Source organism: Bradyrhizobium sp. th-b2 (assembly GCF_000426785.1).
Lineage (GTDB): Bacteria > Pseudomonadota > Alphaproteobacteria > Rhizobiales > Xanthobacteraceae > Bradyrhizobium > Bradyrhizobium septentrionale.
The window spans coordinates 139,873-160,469 of the sequence record NZ_AUGA01000021.1 but is presented as its reverse complement, the minus strand read 5'-3'; the positions used below and the strand labels follow the sequence as shown (position 1 = coordinate 160,469).

The window sequence follows — 20,597 nt, the reverse complement described above, 5'->3', positions numbered from 1 at the left end:
GTCGACTTGATCCTGAACACTTCAAGGAGATTGTCGCGGTTCTTGCAGGGTAGGAGGGGTGGTGGTTACGCAGAACGAATACGACGCCTACAAAGCAAAGGTTCTTCTTGGTTTGAAAGAGTTGCTGAATAGCACGGGCACCAGACCGGTCCTCTTTGCTGGTGCGGGCATTAGCCGTCGTTATCTTGGTGCGCCGAGTTGGTTCGAGCTCCTCAGGCACATTTCGCAGATCGTGGGCATCAATGATGACGCTTTCAACTTCATCAGCCAAAAGGCCAATAATGATCCCGGCACGATTGGCTCTCTTCTTGTCGATCCCGTACACGAATGGGCTTGGTCGAAGGGTAAGAATGACTTTCCTTCGGAGTATTTTCAGGCCGGACTGGACAAATCCATTTTTTTGAAACACTTGGCGGCGGAGCATCTAAAGACCTTCAAGAAATTCGCCAAAGACGCGAAAAGCAAAGCCGAGTTGGATTTGTTCAAACGCTGCTCGCCCCACGCAGTGATAACGACCAATTTCGATACCGTTCTTGAAAATCTATATGACGACTTTGAAGTGGTGCTGGGCGAACGCATCATTCCCATGTCAATGAGTATTGTGGGAGAGTTGTATAAAATTCATGGGTCGGTCACCGACCCTACGACGCTGGTTCTAACCCATGAGGATTACGAGCGCTTTGCGCGCAAGCGCAAATATATCAGTAGCAAAATGATGACCTACTTCGCGGAGTATCCCGTGATCATCGTTGGATACGGATTGGGGGATAGCAACGTCAATTCCATCATAGCTGACTTGGGTGAAGCGATGAGAGAGAAGGGAGGTCTTCTCGAGAACGTATACTACATCGAGTGGGTGCCGGATGTTTCGGCGCTTACTCACCTCAAAGAAGAGCACGTGGTGCCTGGCGATGGCACAAATCCGTTGCGGTTGCGTGCTGTGGTCACATCGGACTTCGAGTGGTTTTTGCAGGGCCTCGCCGACCTGAGTTCGCCGGTTCCCGTTAACCTTAAAATACTCCGGCACTTGGCATCGCGCGTTGTTGATCTAGTCAGGCACGATGTTGCAAAGAACAATGTTGAGCTAGATTACAAGAAGATAGAGCACCTTACGGATGATACAGGTGCCCTCGGAATGTTGCTCGGCATAAGCAACATTACTAATCCTAATGTTGAGTATCCGTTTCTCCTATCGCAGGTCGCAAAAAAGCTGGGCTACGATTACTGGCCCTCGCTTAATGGCCTAATCGCTCAAGCTAACGAGCAGCTCGGTTACGACATCAAGAAGTCTGATAATGATTATCACTTCGCATTTAAGTCGGGCAGCAAGAGCGAAACGCGAAAGTACTCTCAGAAGCTGGTCGACCTTTTGAAGTCTATCAAGGCAGAAAATGCAAAAGCCGCCGCGAAGAAGTGAGGATCATCTGCTCTACAAGGGGGCCGTCCTCAAGGTGAAGAAGCTCCGGAAGGGTTGGCGAGTGTTCGTGACACTGCCCGGCGCCGATATTCGAGAGTGCATTGCGCCAACGACTTTCGATGACGCTGCGCGAGAAGATGTAATTGACCAGGCAAAGACGCTTGTTCACAGGCACTCCGATTTTTGATGCTAAAAATTCGGGTGGGTGACCGCATAAGGCCCTTTCATAAGCACCCTGGTGGCGCCTGCGAGCTGTCGTTTGCCTTGCGATTAGCCGGGCCATTGTTTGGACCCAAATTTGGACCCAAACTCAGTTGGATCCAAGGAAACTAGACCGACTGGACCGCCCGATAAGCGGCGTTTTGGGCCGGAAACCCCGACCAAACCGTCCTAGTTTGTCCCGCCCAAACTGCTCAAAACGAGCCCTCGCGAACTCCAAAACCGGGGGTCGCAGGTTCGAGCCCTGCCACTCCTGCCAGATTTTCCCTAATCATTTGAAGGTGTTGGCCGAGGTCCCGGACCCCGGCCATGATTGTCTTCACTCACTTGATGAGCGGGCAGCCGCCGTCCTTCAGCGGCCGGAACGCCTGGTCGCCGGGCACCTCGGCGAGCACCTTGTAGTAATCCCACGGCGCCTTCGATTCCTCCGGCTTCTTGACCTCGAACAGGAACATCGAGTGCACCATGCGGCCGTCCTCGCGCACCACGCCGTTGTCGGTGAAGGCGTCGCGGACCGGGGTCGCGCGCATCTTCGCCAGCACCGGCTTGGTCTCCTTGGTGCCGGCGGCCTTCACCGCGTTGAGGTAGTGCAGGGTGGCGCTGTAGGTCGCGGCCTGATTCATCGTCGGCATCCGCTTCATGCGCTCGAAGAAGCGCTTGCCGAAGGCGCGGGTGCGGTCGTTGAGATCCCAATAGTAGGCCTCGGTGATGATCAGGCCCTGCGCGAGCTTCAGCCCGAGGCTGTGGATGTCGGAAATGAACATCACGATGCCGGCCAGATTCTGCCCGCCCGCGACGATGCCGAATTCGGCGGCCTGCTTGATCGCATTGATGGTATCGCCGCCGCCATTGGCGAGGCCGACGATCTTGGCCTTCGACGACTGCGCCTGCAGCAGGAACGAGGAGAAGTCCGGCGTGTTGAGCGGATGACGGGCGCTTCCGATCACCTTGCCGCCGGCCGCGCGGACCACGTCGCCGGTGTCGCGCTCGATCGAATGGCCGAAGACGTAGTCGGCGGTGATGAAGAACCAGCTGTCGCCGCCATTCTTCACGATCGCGCTGCCGACGGTGTGGGCGTTGGCATAGGTGTCGTAGGTCCAATGCAGCGTGTAGGGCGAGCAGGACTTGCCGGTGATATCGGAGCTCGCCGCGTCCGTCACGATCATGATCTTCTCGAACTGCTTCGACATCTCCATGCCGGCGAGCGCCGTCGCCGAGGTCGGCATGTCGATGATCATGTCGACATTCTCAGCCTCGTACCATTTGCGGGTGATGGTGGCGGCGACGTCGGCCTTGTTGAGGGCGTCGGCGGTGACGAGCTCGATCGGCTTGCCGAACATCGAGCCGCCGAACTCCTCGATCGCCATCTTGGTGGCCTCGACATTCCCGGCGCCGCCGATGTCCGAATAGACCGACTGGAAATCCGTGAGCACGCCGATCTTGAGCGGCGCCTGTTGCGCGAGCGCTGGCCCCGCCAGCACTGCTGCGATCAGGCCGGCGGCAGACAGACTCGTGACGATGGATTTCATGATGATGGACCTCCCAGATTTTCTTAGCGGCTCGGTGTTCTTATAAGTTTGTCCGACAAAGCTAGATTTGCCCGGTTCCGCTGTCAATTCTTGCCGGCCGGGTGCGACATTCAGACAGCAGAAAAGCCTATTTGACGCTCCATATGCCTTCGCCTATCCTTTGTCCGACAAACGACAATCGGGAGCCCGAGGGAGCCAAGGATGGCCGCCACGCCGCTGTTCCGGCGCATCGATGTCGCGCCGGCCTATCAGAAGGTCGCGGACGCGATCGAACGCGAGATCATCAACGGCCGGATCAAGCCGGGCGAGCCGATCGGCACCGAGCAGCAGCTGGTCGCGCAGTTTGGCGTCAACCGCTCGACGGTGCGCGAAGGCATTCGCGTGCTCGAGGAGGGCGGGCTGATCCGCCGCGATTCCAGCCGACGCTTGCAGGCCTGCCTGCCGCGCTACAACAAGCTCGCCACCCGGCTGTCGCGTGCGCTGATCTTGCACGAGGTGACGTTTCGCGAATTGTTCGAGACGTCGATGACGCTGGAGGTCGCGAGCGTGGAAGGCGCGGTGGAGCGCGCGACCGACGAGAACATCGCCGAGCTTGCCGGCAATCTCGAACGCAGCGCGGCGGTGGTCGGCAATCCGGTTGATCTTGCCGAGCTCGATGCCGAATTCCACCTGCTGATGGCCAAGGCTTCGCAGAACCGCGTGCTGCAGCTCGCCCGCGAGCCCGCCGCGCAGCTGTTCTTTCCGACCACCGAGATGATCGTCGGCGGCGTGCCCGAGGGCGGCGCGCGCCTCGTCGAGGCGCATCGCCACATCCTCGATGCGATCAGGCGGCACGACAAGGAGGCCGGCGTGCTGTGGACGCGCCGGCATTTGCAGGACTGGCGGCGCGGCTTCGAAAAGATCGCCTCGCTCGATCGCTCGGTCGAGCACACCTACATGGAGCACGCCTACGCCGCACGGCAGTAGCGACAGCGGCGCCAAGCCAAGACAACGACAACAAGCACATTCGGGAGGGACATATGAGCGGAGACATCGCAGCAACCATCCAGCGCGCCCGCGAGCACAGCATCGGCGATCTGCTGCGCCGGTCGGCCAAGCGCTACCCCAACAAGACCGCGCTGATCTGCGGCGCGGTGAGCTGGACATTTGCGGAGATGGACGCGATCTGCAACCGGCTCGGACGCGGATTGCTCGCGCTTGGCGTCGCGAAGGGCGACCGGGTCGCGGTGCTGTCGCGCAACTCGCATGGCTTCGCCGCGCTGCGCTTCGCGGTGGCGCGGATCGGTGCGATCCTGGTGCCGATCAACTTCATGCTCAATCCGGACGAGATCAATTTCATCCTCGCCAATTCCGGCGCAAAACTGCTCGCGGTCGGGCCGGATTTCGTGGAGACCGCGCACGCTGCGGCCGCCAAGGGCTCGGCGGTCGAGACCCTGATCTGGCTGCCGGGGGAGGATCCGGCCACCGCGCCCGAAGGCATCACGACCCTCGACAGCCTGCTGCACAGCGACGCGTCGGCACCGGACGTGTCGGTCGACAGCCGCGATCCCGCGCAGATCATCTACACCAGCGGCACCGAGTCGCTGCCGAAGGGTGCGATCCTCACCCATGAAGCTGTCATGTGGCAGTATGTCAGCTGCATCATCGACGGCGGCATGACGACCGACGACACCGTGCTGCATGCGCTGCCGCTCTATCACTGCGCGCAGCTCGACGTCTTCCTGGGCCCCGCGATCTATCTCGGCGCCACCAGTCTCATTACCGGCAAGCCGGTGCCCGACAATGTCCTGGCGCTGATCTCAGCCCACAGGATCAACGCGTTCTTCGCGCCGCCGACGATCTGGATCGCGATGCTGCGCTCGCCTTCGTTCGATGGCACCGATCTGTCGACCCTGCGCAAGGGCTATTACGGCGCCTCGATCATGCCGGTCGAGGTGCTGCTCGAATTGCAGCGCCGGCTGCCCGATGTGAAGTTCTGGAACTTCTACGGCCAGACCGAGATCGCGCCGCTCGCAACCGTGCTGGCGCCGGCGGACCAGCTGCCGAAGGCGGGATCAGCCGGCAAGCCCGCGATCAATGTCGAGACGCGGGTGGTGAATTCCGACATGACCGACGTCGGGGTCGGGGAGGTCGGCGAGATCGTGCACCGCTCGCCGCATCTGTTGTCCGGCTACTACAACGATCCGGTCAAGACCGCAGCGGCGTTCGCCGGCGGCTGGTTTCATTCCGGCGATCTCGCGACCGTCGATGCCAGTGGCTACATCACCGTCGTCGATCGCGTGAAGGACATGATCAAGAGCGGCGGCGAGAACGTCGCGAGCCGCGAGGTCGAGGAGATGATCTACCGGCTGCCTGCGGTGTCGGAGGTGGCGGTGGTCGGGCTGCCCGATCCGCGCTGGATCGAGGCGGTGACCGCGATCGTGGTGGTCAAGGCCGGCGCGAGCCTCGAGGCCGAGGCCGTCATCAAGCATTGCGCGGCGTCGATGGCCCACTTCAAGGTGCCGAAGCAGGTCATCTTCGTCGACAGCCTGCCGAAGAACCCGAGCGGCAAGCTGCTCAAGCGCGAGCTGCGCCAGCGCTATCTCGGCGGGGCTACGCTGGACCAGGCGGTCCAAAAGAGCTTTGCCGGCTAGGACACGGGCAGGGGGATGATCCGAAGCTTCGGCGCGCGTCAGGGCAAACGCAATCACTGGCCAGCCGTCGGCGCTCCCTTGTCCGACCACTCCGGCGGCAATCCGAGCTTGCCGGCGGCCATCCCGACCAGGCCGGGATTGCGCCCGAACGCTTCGCAGGCCGCGTATTTCGGCTTGCCGCCGAACGACGCGCCGATCTTGTCGAACGATGGCAGGTCCGGCGGCTTTCCGAACGGCGTAGCTCCGGTGACGACGAGCTTGCTGAAGTCGTCACTGAACGAGGAAGCGAGTTCGTAGGCGTCACCGGCACTCGAGACCATCGGCGAACTGGTGAATGAATTTGCGCCGCGAGCCCAGATCATCGCCGCCTGCTGGCGACTGGCCGGATCCCGCACCTCGGCTTCGACCGTCAGGCTGCCGAGCCCGACCGGCAACCGCGGCACCGGCACGGGGACGCCTGCGCCGAGCGCGGTCGGCAGGATGCCGACCACCTTGGAAGCGCCCGCGGCGACTTCGTCAGTGGGCGCCGCCTGCGTGACGCGCGCGTATGCGGTGAGATCCGCAGGCTGATCGAGCGCAACGACCTGAAGCCGCTCGCTCAGGCCGACGCAGAGCGAACGATCGATGGCATTGGCCACCAGCTTCCTCTGCTCTTGCGACAGCGTAGGTGACGCGCCCTGTGAGAAGGTCGCAGGAACGATATGGATGGTCTTTGCGGCAAGGACGTCGTCCTTGTTGACGCGAACCAGCGACTTCGCCAGCAGCCCGTCGGATTGCGCGAGGTTGTCGTAGGATGCCAATGATCCGCCTCGGGTCATAGGAGCGCTGGCGCAGCCCGACAACAACACCATCGCAACCGCAGCGCCGGCAAGTGAGGATGACCGATTGCGCAAGCCATCGCGCGACGCCCGGCCCGTGCCCTGCGCATCAGCCGCAACGCCCGGCTGAAATTCTAATCTCATGTCACCCCTCGAACGACCGCTCACCCCACGAACGATCGCACGTCACGATAGAACAGGGCCGCCCGGGTCGGGATTAAGAGATATTAAGTCAGATGTAGGCCGTGAAACCGCGCGACCTATTTGAGCCACATTTGGACGTGCAGGCTTAACAAAACGCTATATTTGCACGCTGCGCATGTGAGGCCGGCGCCTCTAAAATACCGTGATGCAAATCCTGGAATACGACCTCGTGGCTTTCCCCGTCACCAACGCGCGCATCCTCTGCGTCGAGGACGACGCCGATATCGCGCGCATGCTGGCCGAGGTCCTCCAGGACAACGGCTTCAGAGCGATGCTGGTCGGTTCGGCCATCGAGATGGATGCGCTGCTCAAGCGCGCGAGCTTCGATCTCATCGTGCTCGACGTGATGCTGCCGGGCGAGGACGGGCTGAGCATCTGCCGGCGCCTGCGCATGTCTTCCTCGATTCCCATCATCATGGTGACGGCGCGGAGCGAGGACATCGACCGCATCCTCGGCCTCGAACTCGGCGCCGACGACTATGTCACCAAGCCGTTCAATTCGCGCGAGCTGGTGGCCCGCATCCGCGCACTGTTGCGCCGGGTCGAGAGCGGCACTGCGTCGCGCTCGCGGCCGCGTCCCTTGACCTTCGCCGGATGGCGCATCAACCCCACCACCCGCGAACTGCATGACCCCGCCGGTGTCCGCATCACGCTGACCGGGGCCGAGTTCGATCTGCTGCTGGCGTTCTGCCGCAATCCGGGGCAGGTGCTGTCGCGCGAGCAACTGATCGAGCAGGCCTTCGGCGGCCTGATCGCCTCGGTCGAGCGCAGCGTCGACGTTCATATCAGCCGCATCAGGCAGAAGATCGAGCCGGATCCGAAGGACCGCTCGATGATCAAGACCGTGCGGCTCGGCGGTTACCTCTTCACGCCTGCGGTCGAGCAGATCTGATGGGATGGGCGCAGCGGCTGATGCCGCGCAGCATCGCTGCGCAACTCATGAGCCTCGTCGCGCTCTCGGAACTGATCGGCATCACGCTCGCAGCGGTGACCGTGATTTTTCTGTTCGATTCTCCCTCGATCAACGACACGCAGAAGTTTCTTGCGGGGCGGGTCTCGGAGGTCGCGCAGCTGCTGCGTTCCACGAAGACACCAACCGACGCGGATGAACTGCTGGCCGCGGCCAGGCGCGGCGGTCTCGACGTCAGGCGCGTCGCCTTGAGCGAACTCGTGCCGCGGACGGCCGGAGAGACGCGGCCGTTTTCCATAAGAGCATTTCGGCAACTGGCGGCCGAGTCTGGAATTGAGTTGCTGGAGGAGCTGCGCCATCCGGCAGGTTCGTCGTCACAGGTGGTCGTGAAGCTCGACAACGGCCACGCGTTGATGGCCGACGTCGCGGTCAATGGCGGCTTTTGGTCCATTCTGCTCCGCCCGGCGGCCGGAGGGGCAATCATCCTGCTGATATCCATGCTGCTGCTGTCGGTCTATGCCGTGCGCTGGGTGATCGCGCCGCTGGCCGAAGTCGCGAGCGCCGCCACCTCGTTCGGCCGCTCGCCGCGGGCTCCCGAGGCGCTACGCCGGCGCGGTCCGCTTGAAATCGCCCAGGTCGCCGACGCTCTGAACGACATGCGCACCCGGATCCGCGCGCTGCTCGACGACCGCACCCGCATGCTGGCCGCCATCAGTCATGACCTGCGGACGCCGCTGACGCGGCTCAGGTTGCGCGCCGAGCGTGTCGGAGAAGATACTCTGCGCCCGGCCATGCTGGGCGATATCGCCAAGATCACGCGCATGATCAACGAGACGCTGGAGTATCTTCGCGACGATGCGCGCTCGGAGGCAGTCTCGCACATCGATCTGCCGAGCTTTCTGCAGACCATCTGTTCCGAGTTCGCCGATTTGGGCCACGCGGTGTCCTACGCCGGGCCTCCGCGTCTTCCCTATGCCTGTCGGCCTCGCGCCCTGTCGCGCGCCGTCACCAATGTCGTGGAGAACGCAGTCAAGCACGGCAGCACGGTCGCGGTCGCGCTCCGTCCCAAGGACTCGAACCAGATTGAGATCGAGGTGGTTGACGACGGGCCCGGCATCCCGCCGGCGCTGCGCGACAAGGTGTTCGAACCCTTCTTCAAGGCTGATAGCGCGCGGCAGGATAGCGGCGGCTTTGGGCTGGGACTGTCGATCGCCCAGGATATTGCCAAACGCCATGGCGGCAGCATCGAACTGAAGCCGCGGGAGCCGGTCGGATTGCGGGTATCGATGCTGTTGCCGCTGAAGTCCCTCCTGGCCTAGACGAAGCGGGGCGGTGTGCGTTATCGCACGCGACAGGGGCTCCTTCTTGGCGCCAATCCCCGGCGGGAAGTCCCGGAGGTGCCCCGGCGCCCCGGCTAAGCCGTTGAACTGAAGGGATCAATGCCCGCTCGGCCCGCGCTTGGCCCTCGTGGGGCGCGACCTCGCCGACCTTGACGTTTGGCCGGTCCCGCAGTAGATACGCGGCACTCGCAGCCGGCCCGCTTTGATGGCGGATATCCGGCGCGGCCTAATTCCCCGAACATTCGAGCTCGTTTATCGGCTCAACCTTCAAACGAGGGCTGGGTCCGTAAGGTCGGCTGTTCGGATTCCTTGAAACGTTACAATCGTCCGGTCACGGACGCGGATCCCACGATGGCTTTCAGCCCGTTCAAATTCCTGCAGGAAGTGCGCTCGGAGACCGCCAAGGTCACCTGGCCGACGCGCCGCGAGACGACCATCACCACCATCATGGTGTTCGTGATGGTGGCGCTGGCCTCGGTCTTCTTTTTCGCCGCGGATCAGATCATCCGCTATCTGATCACGCTGATCCTGGGCATCCACTGATGAGCATGGGAACCCAATTGATGGACAAGCGCTGGTACATCGTTCACGCCTACTCGAACTTCGAGAAGAAGGTTCAGGAATCGATCCGCGAGCAGGCCAAGCAGCGCGGGCTGGAAGAGCTCTTCGAGCAGATTCTGGTGCCGACCGAGAAGGTCACCGAGGTGCGCCGCGGCCGCAAGATCGACGCCGAGCGCAAGTTCTTCCCGGGCTATGTGCTGGTGAAGATGAAGCTGACCGACGAGGCGTTCCATCTGATCAAGAACACCCCGAAGGTGACCGGCTTCCTCGGCGCGGAAAACAAGCCGATGCCGATTTCGGAAGCCGAGGCGATGCGGATTCTGCACCAGGTGCAGGAGGGCGTGGAGCGTCCGAAGGCGTCGGTGTCGTTCGAAATCGGCGAGAATGTGCGCGTGGCCGACGGCCCGTTCGCCTCGTTCTCCGGCGTGGTGGAAGAAATCGACGAGGCGCGCTCGCGCGTAAAGGTCGCGGTGTCGATCTTCGGCCGCGCGACCCCCGTGGAACTGGAATTCGGTCAGGTCGAAAAGGTGGTCTGACCGGACGGCGTGGGGTATATGCCCCCCGTCAAGTGAGAGGCCGTGGGAGGGAGGAGGCGGTCGCCAGCCCCTTCAACCGAACCACGGAACCTGAAACCGCCGGCACCGTCCGGCACAACAGGAGTGATAAATGGCAAAGAAAGTGACCGGATACCTGAAGCTTCAGGTCCCGGCCGGTGCGGCGAATCCTTCGCCCCCGATCGGCCCCGCGCTTGGTCAGCGCGGTCTCAACATCATGGAGTTCTGCAAGGCGTTCAACGCGCAGACCCAGAAGGAAGAGAAGAATACCCCAATCCCGGTGGTGATCACGATCTACGCCGATCGTTCGTTCACCTTCGAGATGAAGACGCCCCCGATGTCGTTCTTCCTCAAGCAGGCTGCCAAGATCCAGTCCGGTTCGAAAGCTCCGGGCCGCGACAAGGCCGGCAAGGTGACCAAGGCGCAGGTGCGCGAGATCGCCGAGAAGAAGATGAAGGACTTGAATTGCGACACCATCGAATCGGCCATGAAGATGGTCGAGGGCTCTGCCCGTTCGATGGGTCTGGAAGTTGCGGGGTAACGGGCCATGGCAATCGGAAAGCGTTTGAAGAAGGCCCGCGAGGGCGTCGATCGCGAGAAGCTCTACCCGCTCGCGGATGCCATCAAGATGGTCAAGGAGCGCGCCAAGTCGAAATTCGACGAGACGATCGAGATCGCGATCAATCTCGGCGTCGATCCGCGCCACGCCGACCAGATGGTCCGCGGCGTCGTCAACCTGCCGAACGGCACCGGCCGCACGCTGCGCGTCGGCGTGTTCGCGCGCGGTGCCAAGGCTGAGGAAGCCAAGGCCGCCGGTGCCGACGTCGTCGGTGCCGAGGACCTGGTCGAGAAGGTGCAGGGCGGTGCGATCGATTTCGACCGCTGTATCGCCACCCCCGACATGATGCCGCTGGTCGGCCGCCTCGGTAAGGTGCTCGGTCCGCGCGGCATGATGCCGAACCCGAAGATCGGCACCGTGACCATGGACGTCACCAACGCCGTGAAGGGCGCCAAGGGCGGCTCGGTCGAGTTCCGCGTCGAAAAGGCCGGCATCGTGCAGGCCGGCATCGGCAAGGCCTCGTTCTCCGAGGACAAGCTGGTCGAGAACGTCAAGGCGCTCGCGGATGCGGTCTCCAAGGCGAAGCCGGCGGGTTCCAAGGGCACCTACATCCAGCGCGTGGCGGTCTCCTCCACCATGGGCCCGGGCGTGAAGGTCGAGCCGGGCACGATCCTCGGCTGAGGTCTTTGGCCGTGACGAGATAAAGAGGGGCGGGATCGGGCAACCGGTTCCGCCCCTTTGTTTTGCCAGAGCGTTTTCGAGCGAGGTGGATACCGGTTCGCGTGAAGAAAACGCGTCAAAACAAAAATCCAGAGCCCGTTCCGATTCAACCGGAACGGAAAAGACTCCGGGTGAGGCCTCTCGCAGGAAACAACAACAATGCCCGATAAGGTCCTGGTCTATTCGCGCTTTCCCAGAAACGAACTGGTGCGCTTCGGTGAGCGCTACGAGCTTTTGAATGCCGCGGGCAGGCGGCTGACCGAGGTGTTTTCGGCGGCGGAGCTTGGCGATATCCGGGCGATGATCACGGCGGGCGGTACCCCGCTCGGCGGTGAGGCGATGGACCTGCTGCCGAAGCTCGGCGCGATCATCTGCTACGGCACCGGATATGAGGGGATCGATCTTGCCGCCGCCGACAGGCGCGGAATTGCGGTCGGCCACAGCCCCGGCGCCAATGCCGCCTCCGTTGCCGATATCGCGGTGACGCTGATGCTGGCGGCGGCCCGCCGCCTGCCGGTCGCCGACAACTACGTCCGCAGCGGCGACTGGATCGGCGCCAAGCCGTCGCCGATGATGCGGCCGCAGGCCGGCATGCGCGGCCGCAAGGTCGGCGTCTACGGCCTCGGCGAGATCGGCCGCAAGATCGCGGCGCGGGTTGCCGCGTTCGAAACCGAGGTCGGCTATTTCAGCCGGTCACGGCAGGACGTGCCGTATCAGCATTTTCCGAGCCTCGAGGCGCTCGCCGACTGGTGCAGCGTGCTGATGATCGCGGTGCGCGCCGGTGCTGATACGGTCCATGCCATCAATGCCGACATCCTGCGCCGGCTCGGCAGCAGCGGGATCGTCGTCAATATCTCGCGCGGCTCCGTCGTCGACCAGAAGGCGCTGGTTGCGGCCCTTGCCGATCAGTCCATCGCGGGCGCCGGGCTCGATGTGTTTGCCAGGGAGCCGCACGCGCCCGACGAACTGACGGCGCTGCCGAACGTCGTGCTGTCCCCGCATATCGGCGGCCACACCCTGGAATCCCACGTGGCGATGCAGGACTGCGTGCTCGCCAATCTCGAGGCGTTCTTCGCCGGCACGCCGCTCGCTTATCCGGTGCCGTCGGCGTCCTGACCGGCGGTCAATTCCGGCGCGGCGCGTGGCGCAGCTTGTCGGGGTTGCGGACGACGTAGATCGCCGCGATCCGGTTGGTTGCGGCGTCGATCGCCAGGCTGAGCGTGTGGTCGATCTCGCCATCGAGCAGGACCAGCGCGCCTGCGCTGCCGTTGACCATCATCGGCTCGACACGGACCTCGCTGCCGGCATTCTTGCCGGCAATGCCGATGATGAAGCGGACGATCTTCTCGGCTCCCTTGATCGGGTTCAGCGCCGCCAGCTTGCGGCCGCCGCCATCGGTGATCGCGATCGCATCCTCGCGCAGCAGATCGGCCAGAGCGGAGACGTCGCCGCTGGCTGCGGCCTGGCAGAATGCCGTCAGCAATCTTGCGTGGCCCTCGGGCGGAGCCGCCGGGTCAGGGCGGCTGTCGCGCACGGTCCGCCGGGCGCGCGCCGCGAGCTGCCGGCAAGCCACCTCGCTGCGCTCGAGCGTGCGCGCGACTTCCGCAAACGGCCGGTCGAACACGTCGTGCAGCAGGAACGCGGCGCGCTCGAGCGGTGACAAGGTGTCGAGCGCAAGCATCAGGGCGAAGGAGAGATCGTCGGCAAGTTCGGTCGCTGCTTCAGCCGACAGGCTCTCGTCGAACACCGGCTCGGGCAGCCATGCGCCGACATAGACCTCGCGCTGGGCGCGGGCGCTCTTCAGCCGGTCGAGGCAGAGCCGGGTCACCACCGTGACGAGGAACGCCTCGGGATTGTGAACGCCGTCGGCCGCGGCGAAGCGCGGCCAGGCGTCCTGCACCACGTCGTCGGCGTCGCTGCGGCTGCCGAGCATGCGATAGGCGAGCCCGGTCAGCCGCGCCCGATACGGGCCGAGCGGGTCGGATTCAGGCGGCCTGCTTGATGACATCGATCTGATGGCCGGCCACGGTCACGCGGCGACACTCCCTAGCATAGCCTAGCGCCAACTTCATCATGGGGAAGATACGTCCGATTTGCAGGGCCATGGCGAGGTCGATCACGCCTTTTTCGCCCCAGCGCGCGCGAACCGCGTCGCGGCAGGCGTCATCCTCCGTGGAACGCTGCACGATCGCATCCGCGAAGCGGAAGCCGAGCGCGGTGTCCGCCGACATCGCGTCAACGTCGCGCCTGAGCACGGCCGTGATCTGCCGCTCCGCCATCCCGGCCTCGATCGCCATGTCGGCGACCAGCTGCGCGCAGGGACCGCAATCTTCGGCCAGCGCGCCGGTGAGCTTGGCGGCGAAGCAGGCTTCGACGGGCGCAACCTCGCGGCAGGCTGCGGCCTTCATCGCGCCGGCGAACGTGAAGAATGACGTCGGCGATTGCTTCAGCATCATCTCGAGATAGCTGGTGTCGTAACCGTAGCGCTTGGAATAGGCGCGCAGCATACGGCGCGCGATGAAACTACGCATGGTGTTCTCCTGATTGTTCTCTCGGGCTTGGCAGGGCGGAATAGAGTGCGAGGGCCGCGGGCAGGATCACCGCGATCAGGTCGGACGCGGCATGGCGGTCATGGCCGCCGGCGATCATCGCAAGATGCAGCAGGCCATGGCCCGCCAGGAACGCGGCGCCCGCGACCGCCGCGGGCCACCAGGCCGGCCGCCAGGCTCGTGCGGCGAGACCGAGCCCGGCTGCCAGGAAAGCGATGCCGACGTCCTGAACCAAATGGGGGTTGAAGGGGCCGGTATCGGCGGCGCCGGGAACCAGCGACCACCAGATGGAACCGGCTGACAGCATCGCCAGCCCATTGCCGAGGTTGAAGAGGGCGAGAATTCCTGCAATCCATCGTTTCATGCGAGCCTCCAGCGCCCAGACGAGCCACACCGCCGTCATGTGACGTTGTGTAGGAGAAATTTTCGCTGGGCCGGGACAGATCGGTGAACTGGTCTGAATTTTGCTCTTGGCAAGTGAGGCAGGACCAGCTACATAGCGCCTTCCGGGCGTGCTGGCACTTGCTGGCAGGTCCGTGCTCGCATTCCGAAAACCTGAGGTGATAGGAGATCATTCCTTTCCGCATGCCCGCAAGGATGCTCGAAAGGAAGGAAACCCGTCGCCTCCAACGGAATGAGAGCAGGGCGTTCGGCCTCGGCCGATAGCCCGATCCTGTCCAAGACTGCAGGCGCCCGCGAGAACTTCGTGTTTTCAACGGCTTAATCGCATGGCCTGCATAGACGGGTGAAGACCGGATTTTGTGCTCCACGTCGCGGCCTGGTCGCGGCTGGGAGGCTGGGTTTGGTTCGAACCTCGACAGCCCATGGCCGCAAGGCTTTGGGAGGGCAGGCTTCTAGATGTCGTCTTGCCCGGCATGTCCGAAGGGTCTTGCGCCCCCAGGATCAGGTTTAGGGCGGGACGATGGGTGCAACCCGGCGGTCCTGCCTTCGCGGATAAGGCCGCCAACCGGAAAGAGCTTGCTGTGGAACGAGCGGCAAAAAAAGAGGCGGTCGGACAGCTCAACGAGGCCTTCAAGGCCACGAGCGTTGCGATCGTCGCTCACTATTCCGGCCTCACCGTGGCCCAGATGCAGAAGCTGCGCATGCAGATGAAGCAGGCGGGTGCGTCGGTGAAGGTCTCGAAGAACCGTCTCGCCAAAATTGCTCTTGAAGGCACTGACGTCGCTGCCATCGGTTCCCTGCTGAAGGGGCCGACTGTGATCGCTACTTCAAACGATCCGGTCGCGGCGCCAAAGGTTGCCGTCGAATTCGCCAAGGCGAACGAAAAGTTCGTCATCCTTGGCGGCTCGATGGGTAAGACCGTCCTGAATGTCGACAGCGTGAAGGCGCTTGCCTCACTGCCGTCACTCGACGAACTGCGCAGCAAGATCGTGGGCCTCCTCGTAGCGCCGGCGACCAAGCTCGCTCAGCTCTCGAACGCGCCTGCGGCCAAGCTCGCACGCGTCATTCAGGCTCATGCCTCAAAGAGCGAAGCGGCCTGACCCTTCGCTAATCTCAAAACCTGGTTCGAACCAAACGTTTAAGGAAACAGATCAATGGCTGACTTGCAGAAAATCGTCGACGACCTCTCGAGCCTCACCGTGCTCGAAGCGGCCGAACTGGCCAAGCTCCTCGAGGAAAAGTGGGGCGTCTCCGCCGCTGCCGCCGTTGCGGTGGCCGGCCCGGCCGGTGGCGGTGCTGCCGCTGCTCCGGCTGAAGAGAAGACCGAGTTCACTGTCGTGCTGGCTGCTGCCGGCGACAAGAAGATCGAAGTCATCAAGGAAGTCCGCGCCATCACCGGCCTGGGCCTGAAGGAAGCCAAGGACCTCGTCGAAGGCGCTCCGAAGCCCGTCAAGGAAGGCGTCAACAAGGACGAGGCCGAGAAGGTCAAGGCCCAGCTCGAGAAGGCTGGCGCCAAGGTCGAGCTCAAGTAATGCACGATCCGGGAGCGCCGCAGGGCGCTCCCGGGCCATGCAAACGGCGTGCGGCGGCTTGTCGCGGACGCGCCGGACACAAGAAAGTGTGGGGATCCGTGGACTTAACCCTCGAATCTCCTTTATTGCCTTCCCATATCGGGTTGGCAGCAAAAAAACACGGTCGGCGGCGAGAACGGCAGGGTTCTCGGCGTAAGCCGTTGGGAGACAGTCAGATTTCGGGCTTTTTCAGTCCGTAAAGCGGAGCGTTTGGACGAGCGGGTGCAGTGATGCGCCCCGCGCGTCGTTTTGCGTTTTGGAGGAAATAGGGGCCGGGCTGGGGATTTAATTCCTGACCTCGCGCTTCGTTCCTTCGGGACGATTCGAAAATTCAACCCGGGGCCGATGGCAGTCGCTCCCGGAAGGTTCGCCCCACAAAGGCGACGAAAATGAGAGGCCACGATGGCGCAGCAGACATTCACCGGTCGCAAACGCGTACGCAAGTTTTTCGGTCACATCAAGGAAGTCGCCGAGATGCCGAACCTCATCGAGGTTCAGAAGGCGTCCTATGACCAGTTCCTGATGGTTGACGAGCCGGCCGGCGGTCGCCTCGATGAGGGCCTGCAGGCGGTGTTCCGCTCGGTGTTCCCGATCTCGGACTTCTCGGGCACCTCGATGCTCGAGTTCGTCCGCTACGAGTTCGAACAGCCGAAATATGACGTCGACGAGTGCCGCCAGCGCGGCATGACCTTCGCTGCGCCGCTCAAGGTGACGCTGCGCCTCATCGTGTTCGATATCGACGAGGAAACCGGCGCCAAGTCGGTCAAGGACATCAAGGAGCAGGACGTCTACATGGGCGATATCCCGCTCATGACGATGAACGGCACCTTCGTGGTCAACGGCACCGAGCGCGTGATCGTCTCGCAGATGCACCGTTCGCCCGGCGTGTTCTTCGACCACGACAAGGGCAAGACCCATTCGTCCGGCAAACTGTTGTTTGCCGCGCGCGTGATTCCCTATCGCGGTTCCTGGCTCGACATCGAGTTCGACGCCAAGGACATCGTGTTCGCGCGCATCGACCGCCGCCGCAAGCTGCCCGTGACCTCGCTGATGTATGCGCTCGGTCTCGACGGCGAGCAGATCCTGTCGACCTTCTACAAGAAGATCACCTACAAGCGGACCAAGGAAGGCTGGCGCGTGCCGTTCGACGCCAACCGCTTCCGCGGTTACAGCACGATCAACGACCTGATCGACGCCGACACCGGCAAGGTGGTGCTCGAGGCCGGCAAGAAGCTGACCGTGCGCAGCGCGCGCCAGATGCAGGAAAAGGGCCTCAAGGCGCTGCGGATGTCCGACGCGGAACTGGTCGGCAACTATCTCGCCGAGGATCTCGTCAACCCGAAGACCGGTGAAATCTACGCCGAAGCCGGCGAGGAGATCACCGAGAAGTCGCTCAAGGTGCTCAACGAGCAGGGCTACAAGGACCTGCCGCTGCTCGACATCGACCACGTCAATGTTGGTGCCTATATCCGCAACACGCTGTCGGCCGACAAGAACCTGACGCGTGAGGACGCGCTGTTCGACATCTACCGCGTGATGCGTCCGGGCGAGCCGCCGACGCTGGATTCGGCGCAATCCATGTTCCAGTCGCTGTTCTTCGACAGTGAGCGTTATGACCTGTCCGCGGTCGGCCGCGTCAAGATGAACATGCGCCTCGAGCTCGATGCGCCCGACACCCATCGCACGCTGCGCAAGGAAGACATCCTGGCTGTCATCAAGACGCTGGTCGATCTGCGTGACGGCAAGGGCGAGATCGACGACATCGACCACCTCGGCAACCGCCGGGTGCGCTCGGTCGGCGAGCTCATGGAGAACCAGTACCGGATCGGCCTGCTCCGCATGGAGCGCGCGATCAAGGAGCGCATGTCGAGCGTCGATATCGACACCGTGATGCCGCAGGACCTGATCAACGCCAAGCCGGCGGCTGCCGCGGTGCGTGAGTTCTTCGGCTCCTCGCAGCTGTCGCAGTTCATGGACCAGACCAACCCGCTGTCGGAAATCACCCACAAGCGGCGCCTGTCGGCGCTTGGCCCGGGCGGTCTGACCCGCGAGCGTGCCGGCTTCGAAGTCCGCGACGTGCATCCGACCCATTACGGCCGTATCTGCCCGATCGAGACGCCGGAAGGTCCGAACATCGGCCTGATCAACTCGCTGGCGACGTTCGCGCGCGTCAACAAGTACGGCTTCGTCGAGACGCCGTACCGCAAGATTAAGGACGGCCGGGTCACCGACGAGGTGGTCTATCTGTCGGCGATGGAAGAGGGCCGCTACCGCGTCGCGCAGGCCAACGTGCCGCTCGATGCCAAGGGCCGCTTCACCGACGATCTGGTGGTCTGCCGTCATGCCGGCGAAGTGCTGCCGGTGACGCCGGACAAGGTCGACTACATGGACGTGTCGCCGAAGCAGCTGGTTTCGGTCGCCGCGGCGCTGATCCCGTTCCTCGAGAACGACGACGCCAACCGCGCGCTGATGGGCTCGAACATGCAGCGCCAGGCGGTGCCGCTGGTTCGCGCCGAGGCGCCGTTCGTCGGCACCGGCATGGAAGGCGTGGTCGCCCGTGACTCGGGCGCGGCGATTGCCGCGCGCCGCTCGGGCGTGATCGACCAGATCGACGCCACCCGCGTCGTGATCCGCGCCACCGAGGATCTCGATCCGACCAAGTCGGGCGTCGATATCTACCGGCTGATGAAGTACCAGCGCTCCAACCAGTCGACCTGCATCAACCAGCGTCCGCTGGTGAAGGTCGGCGACATCGTCAAGAAGGGCGACATCATCGCTGACGGTCCGTCGACCGATCTCGGCGAGCTCGCGCTCGGCCGCAACGTGCTGGTCGCGTTCATGCCGTGGAACGGCTACAACTTCGAAGACTCGATCCTGCTCTCCGAGCGGATCGTGAAGGACGACGTCTTCACCTCGATTCATATCGAAGAATTCGAGGTGATGGCACGCGACACCAAGCTCGGCCCTGAGGAAATCACCCGCGACATTCCGAACGTCTCGGAGGAAGCGCTGAAGAACCTCGACGAAGCCGGTATCGTCTACATCGGTGCGGAAGTCCGCGCCGGTGACATCCTGGTCGGCAAGATCACGCCGAAGGGCGAGAGCCCGATGACGCCCGAAGAGAAGCTCTTGCGCGCCATCTTCGGCGAGAAGGCCTCCGACGTCCGCGATACCTCGCTGCGCGTGCCTCCGGGCGTGCAGGGCACCATCGTGGAAGTCCGCGTGTTCAACCGCCACGGCGTCGACAAGGACGAGCGTGCGCTGGCGATCGAGCGGGAAGAGATCGAGCGTCTGGCCAAGGACCGCGACGACGAGCAGGCGATCCTGGACCGCAACGTCTACAACCGCCTCGCCGAGCTGCTGGAGAACCGCCAGGGCATCGCCGGCCCGAAGGGCTTCAAGAAGGATACCAAGATCACCCGTGCGGTGCTCGACGAGTATCCGAAGTCGCAGTGGTGGCTGTTCGCCTCGCCGAACGACAAGCTGATGGCCGAGATCGAGGCCATGCGGAAGCAGTACGACGAGTCGAAGAAGGGCCTCGAGCAGCGCTTCCTCGACAAGGTCGAGAAGCTGCAGCGTGGCGACGAGCTGCCGCCCGGCGTGATGAAGATGGTCAAGGTCTTCGTCGCGGTGAAGCGCAAGATCCAGCCCGGCGACAAGATGGCCGGCCGTCACGGCAACAAGGGCGTGGTGTCGAAGATCGTGCCGATCGAGGACATGCCGTTCCTCGAGGACGGTACGCATGCCGACATCGTGCTCAATCCGCTCGGCGTGCCTTCGCGCATGAACGTCGGTCAGATTCTTGAGACCCATCTCGGTTGGGCCTGCGCCGGCCTCGGCAAGCGCATCGGCCAGACCATCGACGCCTACTATCAGAAGCAGGATCTCAAGCCGCTGCGCGAGACCTTGAAGAAGATCTATGGCGAGGATGAAACCATCAAGTCGCTGAACGACAACGAGCTGGTCGAGCTCGGCCGCAATCTGAGCCACGGCGTGCCGATCGCAACGCCGGTGTTCGACGGCGCCAAGGAGGCCGACATCGAGGAGATGCTGAAGCTTGCCGGCTTCGACGCCTCCGGCCAGTCGACCGTCTATGACGGCCGCACCGGCGATCAGTTCGATCGCAAGGTGACGATGGGCTACATCTACATGCTCAAGCTGCACCATCTCGTGGACGACAAGATCCACGCGCGTTCGATCGGTCCGTACTCGCTCGTCACCCAGCAGCCGCTGGGCGGCAAGGCGCAGTTCGGCGGCCAGCGCTTCGGCGAAATGGAGGTCTGGGCGCTGGAAGCCTACGGCGCCGCCTACACGCTGCAGGAGATGCTGACCGTGAAGTCGGACGACGTCGCCGGCCGTACCAAGGTGTACGAGGCGATCGTGCGCGGCGACGACACCTTCGAGGCCGGTATTCCGGAATCGTTCAACGTGCTGGTCAAGGAAATGCGCTCGCTCGGCCTCAACGTCGACCTGCACAATTCCAAGGTGGGACCGGGAACGACGTCGGAAGCGGCCGAGTAACGCAGTGATCATGCCCGGCGCAAAACGCGCCGGGCCTTCGCACTCCGCTCGGACGTTGGACGGGGCGCGCGCTGAATAAAAGTTTCGAAT

At 63.2% G+C, this 20,597-nt stretch carries 18 protein-coding genes; 13 read left to right on the top strand and 5 right to left on the bottom strand.

What is annotated here, in order from left to right; translation table 11 throughout:
* The first annotated feature begins 61 nt into the window (after nt 1-61).
* Nucleotides 62-1,417: an SIR2 family protein gene (locus K359_RS0125050; protein WP_198031177.1), complete on the top strand. Its 1,356-nt coding sequence runs from the start codon at nt 62-64 to the stop codon at nt 1,415-1,417.
* Between the two features lie 542 nt (nt 1,418-1,959).
* Here the strand turns inward: K359_RS0125050 and K359_RS0125045 are convergent.
* Nucleotides 1,960-3,165 carry an ABC transporter substrate-binding protein gene (locus K359_RS0125045; protein ID WP_029081790.1) on the bottom strand — a complete coding sequence of 402 codons (1,206 nt, stop codon included), beginning with the start codon at nt 3,163-3,165 and terminating at the stop codon, nt 1,960-1,962.
* Between the two features lie 201 nt (nt 3,166-3,366).
* On the opposite strand from K359_RS0125045, the gene K359_RS0125040 reads away from it, so the two are divergent.
* Both K359_RS0125040 and K359_RS0125035 read left to right on the top strand, forming a co-directional pair.
* Nucleotides 3,367-4,131, top strand: coding sequence for a FadR/GntR family transcriptional regulator (locus K359_RS0125040; protein WP_029081789.1), 765 nt, complete (start codon nt 3,367-3,369; stop codon nt 4,129-4,131).
* A gap of 53 nt (nt 4,132-4,184) precedes the next feature.
* Nucleotides 4,185-5,798 carry an acyl-CoA synthetase gene (locus K359_RS0125035; RefSeq protein WP_029081788.1) on the top strand — a complete coding sequence of 538 codons (1,614 nt, stop codon included), beginning with the start codon at nt 4,185-4,187 and terminating at the stop codon, nt 5,796-5,798.
* Nucleotides 5,799-5,851: 53 nt separating this feature from the next.
* Here the strand turns inward: K359_RS0125035 and K359_RS0125030 are convergent, their stop codons facing one another.
* Nucleotides 5,852-6,760: a DUF3313 domain-containing protein gene (locus K359_RS0125030; protein ID WP_029081787.1), complete on the bottom strand. Its 909-nt coding sequence runs from the start codon at nt 6,758-6,760 to the stop codon at nt 5,852-5,854.
* Between the two features lie 205 nt (nt 6,761-6,965).
* On the opposite strand from K359_RS0125030, the gene K359_RS0125025 reads away from it, so the two are divergent.
* The 7 genes from K359_RS0125025 (at nt 6,966) to K359_RS0124995 (ending at nt 12,580) form a co-directional block, all read left to right on the top strand.
* Nucleotides 6,966-7,712: a response regulator gene (locus K359_RS0125025; protein WP_051346365.1), complete on the top strand. Its 747-nt coding sequence runs from the start codon at nt 6,966-6,968 to the stop codon at nt 7,710-7,712.
* Entirely contained in the window at nt 7,712-9,049 is a 1,338-nt protein-coding gene (locus K359_RS0125020; RefSeq protein WP_029081785.1) for an ATP-binding protein, read from the top strand. Before K359_RS0125025 ends, K359_RS0125020 begins: the two co-directional genes overlap by 1 nt.
* A gap of 372 nt (nt 9,050-9,421) precedes the next feature.
* Entirely contained in the window at nt 9,422-9,613 is a 192-nt protein-coding gene (gene secE, locus K359_RS0125015) for a preprotein translocase subunit SecE (RefSeq protein ID WP_028335448.1), read from the top strand.
* 20 nt (nt 9,614-9,633) lie between these two features.
* Nucleotides 9,634-10,167, top strand: coding sequence for a transcription termination/antitermination protein NusG (gene nusG, locus K359_RS0125010; RefSeq protein WP_021081670.1), 534 nt, complete (start codon nt 9,634-9,636; stop codon nt 10,165-10,167).
* Nucleotides 10,168-10,297: 130 nt separating this feature from the next.
* On the top strand, nt 10,298-10,726 hold the full coding sequence (rplK, locus tag K359_RS0125005) for a 50S ribosomal protein L11 (RefSeq protein ID WP_008136439.1): 429 nt from the start codon (nt 10,298-10,300) through the stop codon (nt 10,724-10,726).
* A gap of 6 nt (nt 10,727-10,732) precedes the next feature.
* Entirely contained in the window at nt 10,733-11,425 is a 693-nt protein-coding gene (gene rplA / locus K359_RS0125000; protein ID WP_029081784.1) for a 50S ribosomal protein L1, read from the top strand.
* A gap of 198 nt (nt 11,426-11,623) precedes the next feature.
* The gene (locus K359_RS0124995) at nt 11,624-12,580 is read left to right on the top strand and encodes a 2-hydroxyacid dehydrogenase (protein WP_029081783.1); all 957 of its coding nucleotides are present in this window, start codon (nt 11,624-11,626) and stop codon (nt 12,578-12,580) included.
* A gap of 7 nt (nt 12,581-12,587) precedes the next feature.
* On the opposite strand, the gene sigJ is transcribed toward K359_RS0124995, so the two are convergent.
* The 3 genes from sigJ to K359_RS52905 are packed head-to-tail and all read right to left on the bottom strand — an operon-like array spanning nt 12,588 to nt 14,377.
* The gene (gene sigJ / locus K359_RS0124990) at nt 12,588-13,472 is read right to left on the bottom strand and encodes an RNA polymerase sigma factor SigJ (protein WP_029081782.1); all 885 of its coding nucleotides are present in this window, start codon (nt 13,470-13,472) and stop codon (nt 12,588-12,590) included.
* Complete coding sequence (locus K359_RS0124985; protein ID WP_029081781.1) at nt 13,450-13,995, bottom strand: hypothetical protein; 546 nt, start codon at nt 13,993-13,995, stop codon at nt 13,450-13,452. Before K359_RS0124985 ends, sigJ begins: the two co-directional genes overlap by 23 nt.
* A complete protein-coding gene (locus K359_RS52905) occupies nt 13,988-14,377 on the bottom strand; it encodes a hypothetical protein (protein ID WP_063618950.1) in 390 nt (129 codons plus the stop codon). The genes K359_RS0124985 and K359_RS52905 overlap by 8 nt, the downstream gene beginning before the upstream one ends.
* A gap of 619 nt (nt 14,378-14,996) precedes the next feature.
* Here K359_RS52905 and rplJ point away from each other — a divergent pair.
* The 3 genes from rplJ to rpoB all read left to right on the top strand — a co-directional run bounded on the left by rplJ (nt 14,997) and on the right by rpoB (nt 20,507).
* Nucleotides 14,997-15,515 carry a 50S ribosomal protein L10 gene (gene rplJ, locus K359_RS0124975; RefSeq protein ID WP_029081780.1) on the top strand — a complete coding sequence of 173 codons (519 nt, stop codon included), beginning with the start codon at nt 14,997-14,999 and terminating at the stop codon, nt 15,513-15,515.
* 54 nt (nt 15,516-15,569) lie between these two features.
* A complete protein-coding gene (rplL, locus tag K359_RS0124970) occupies nt 15,570-15,947 on the top strand; it encodes a 50S ribosomal protein L7/L12 (protein WP_029081779.1) in 378 nt (125 codons plus the stop codon).
* Nucleotides 15,948-16,388: 441 nt separating this feature from the next.
* Complete coding sequence (gene rpoB / locus K359_RS0124965; protein ID WP_029081778.1) at nt 16,389-20,507, top strand: DNA-directed RNA polymerase subunit beta; 4,119 nt, start codon at nt 16,389-16,391, stop codon at nt 20,505-20,507.
* The last annotated feature ends 90 nt before the right edge of the window (nt 20,508-20,597 follow it).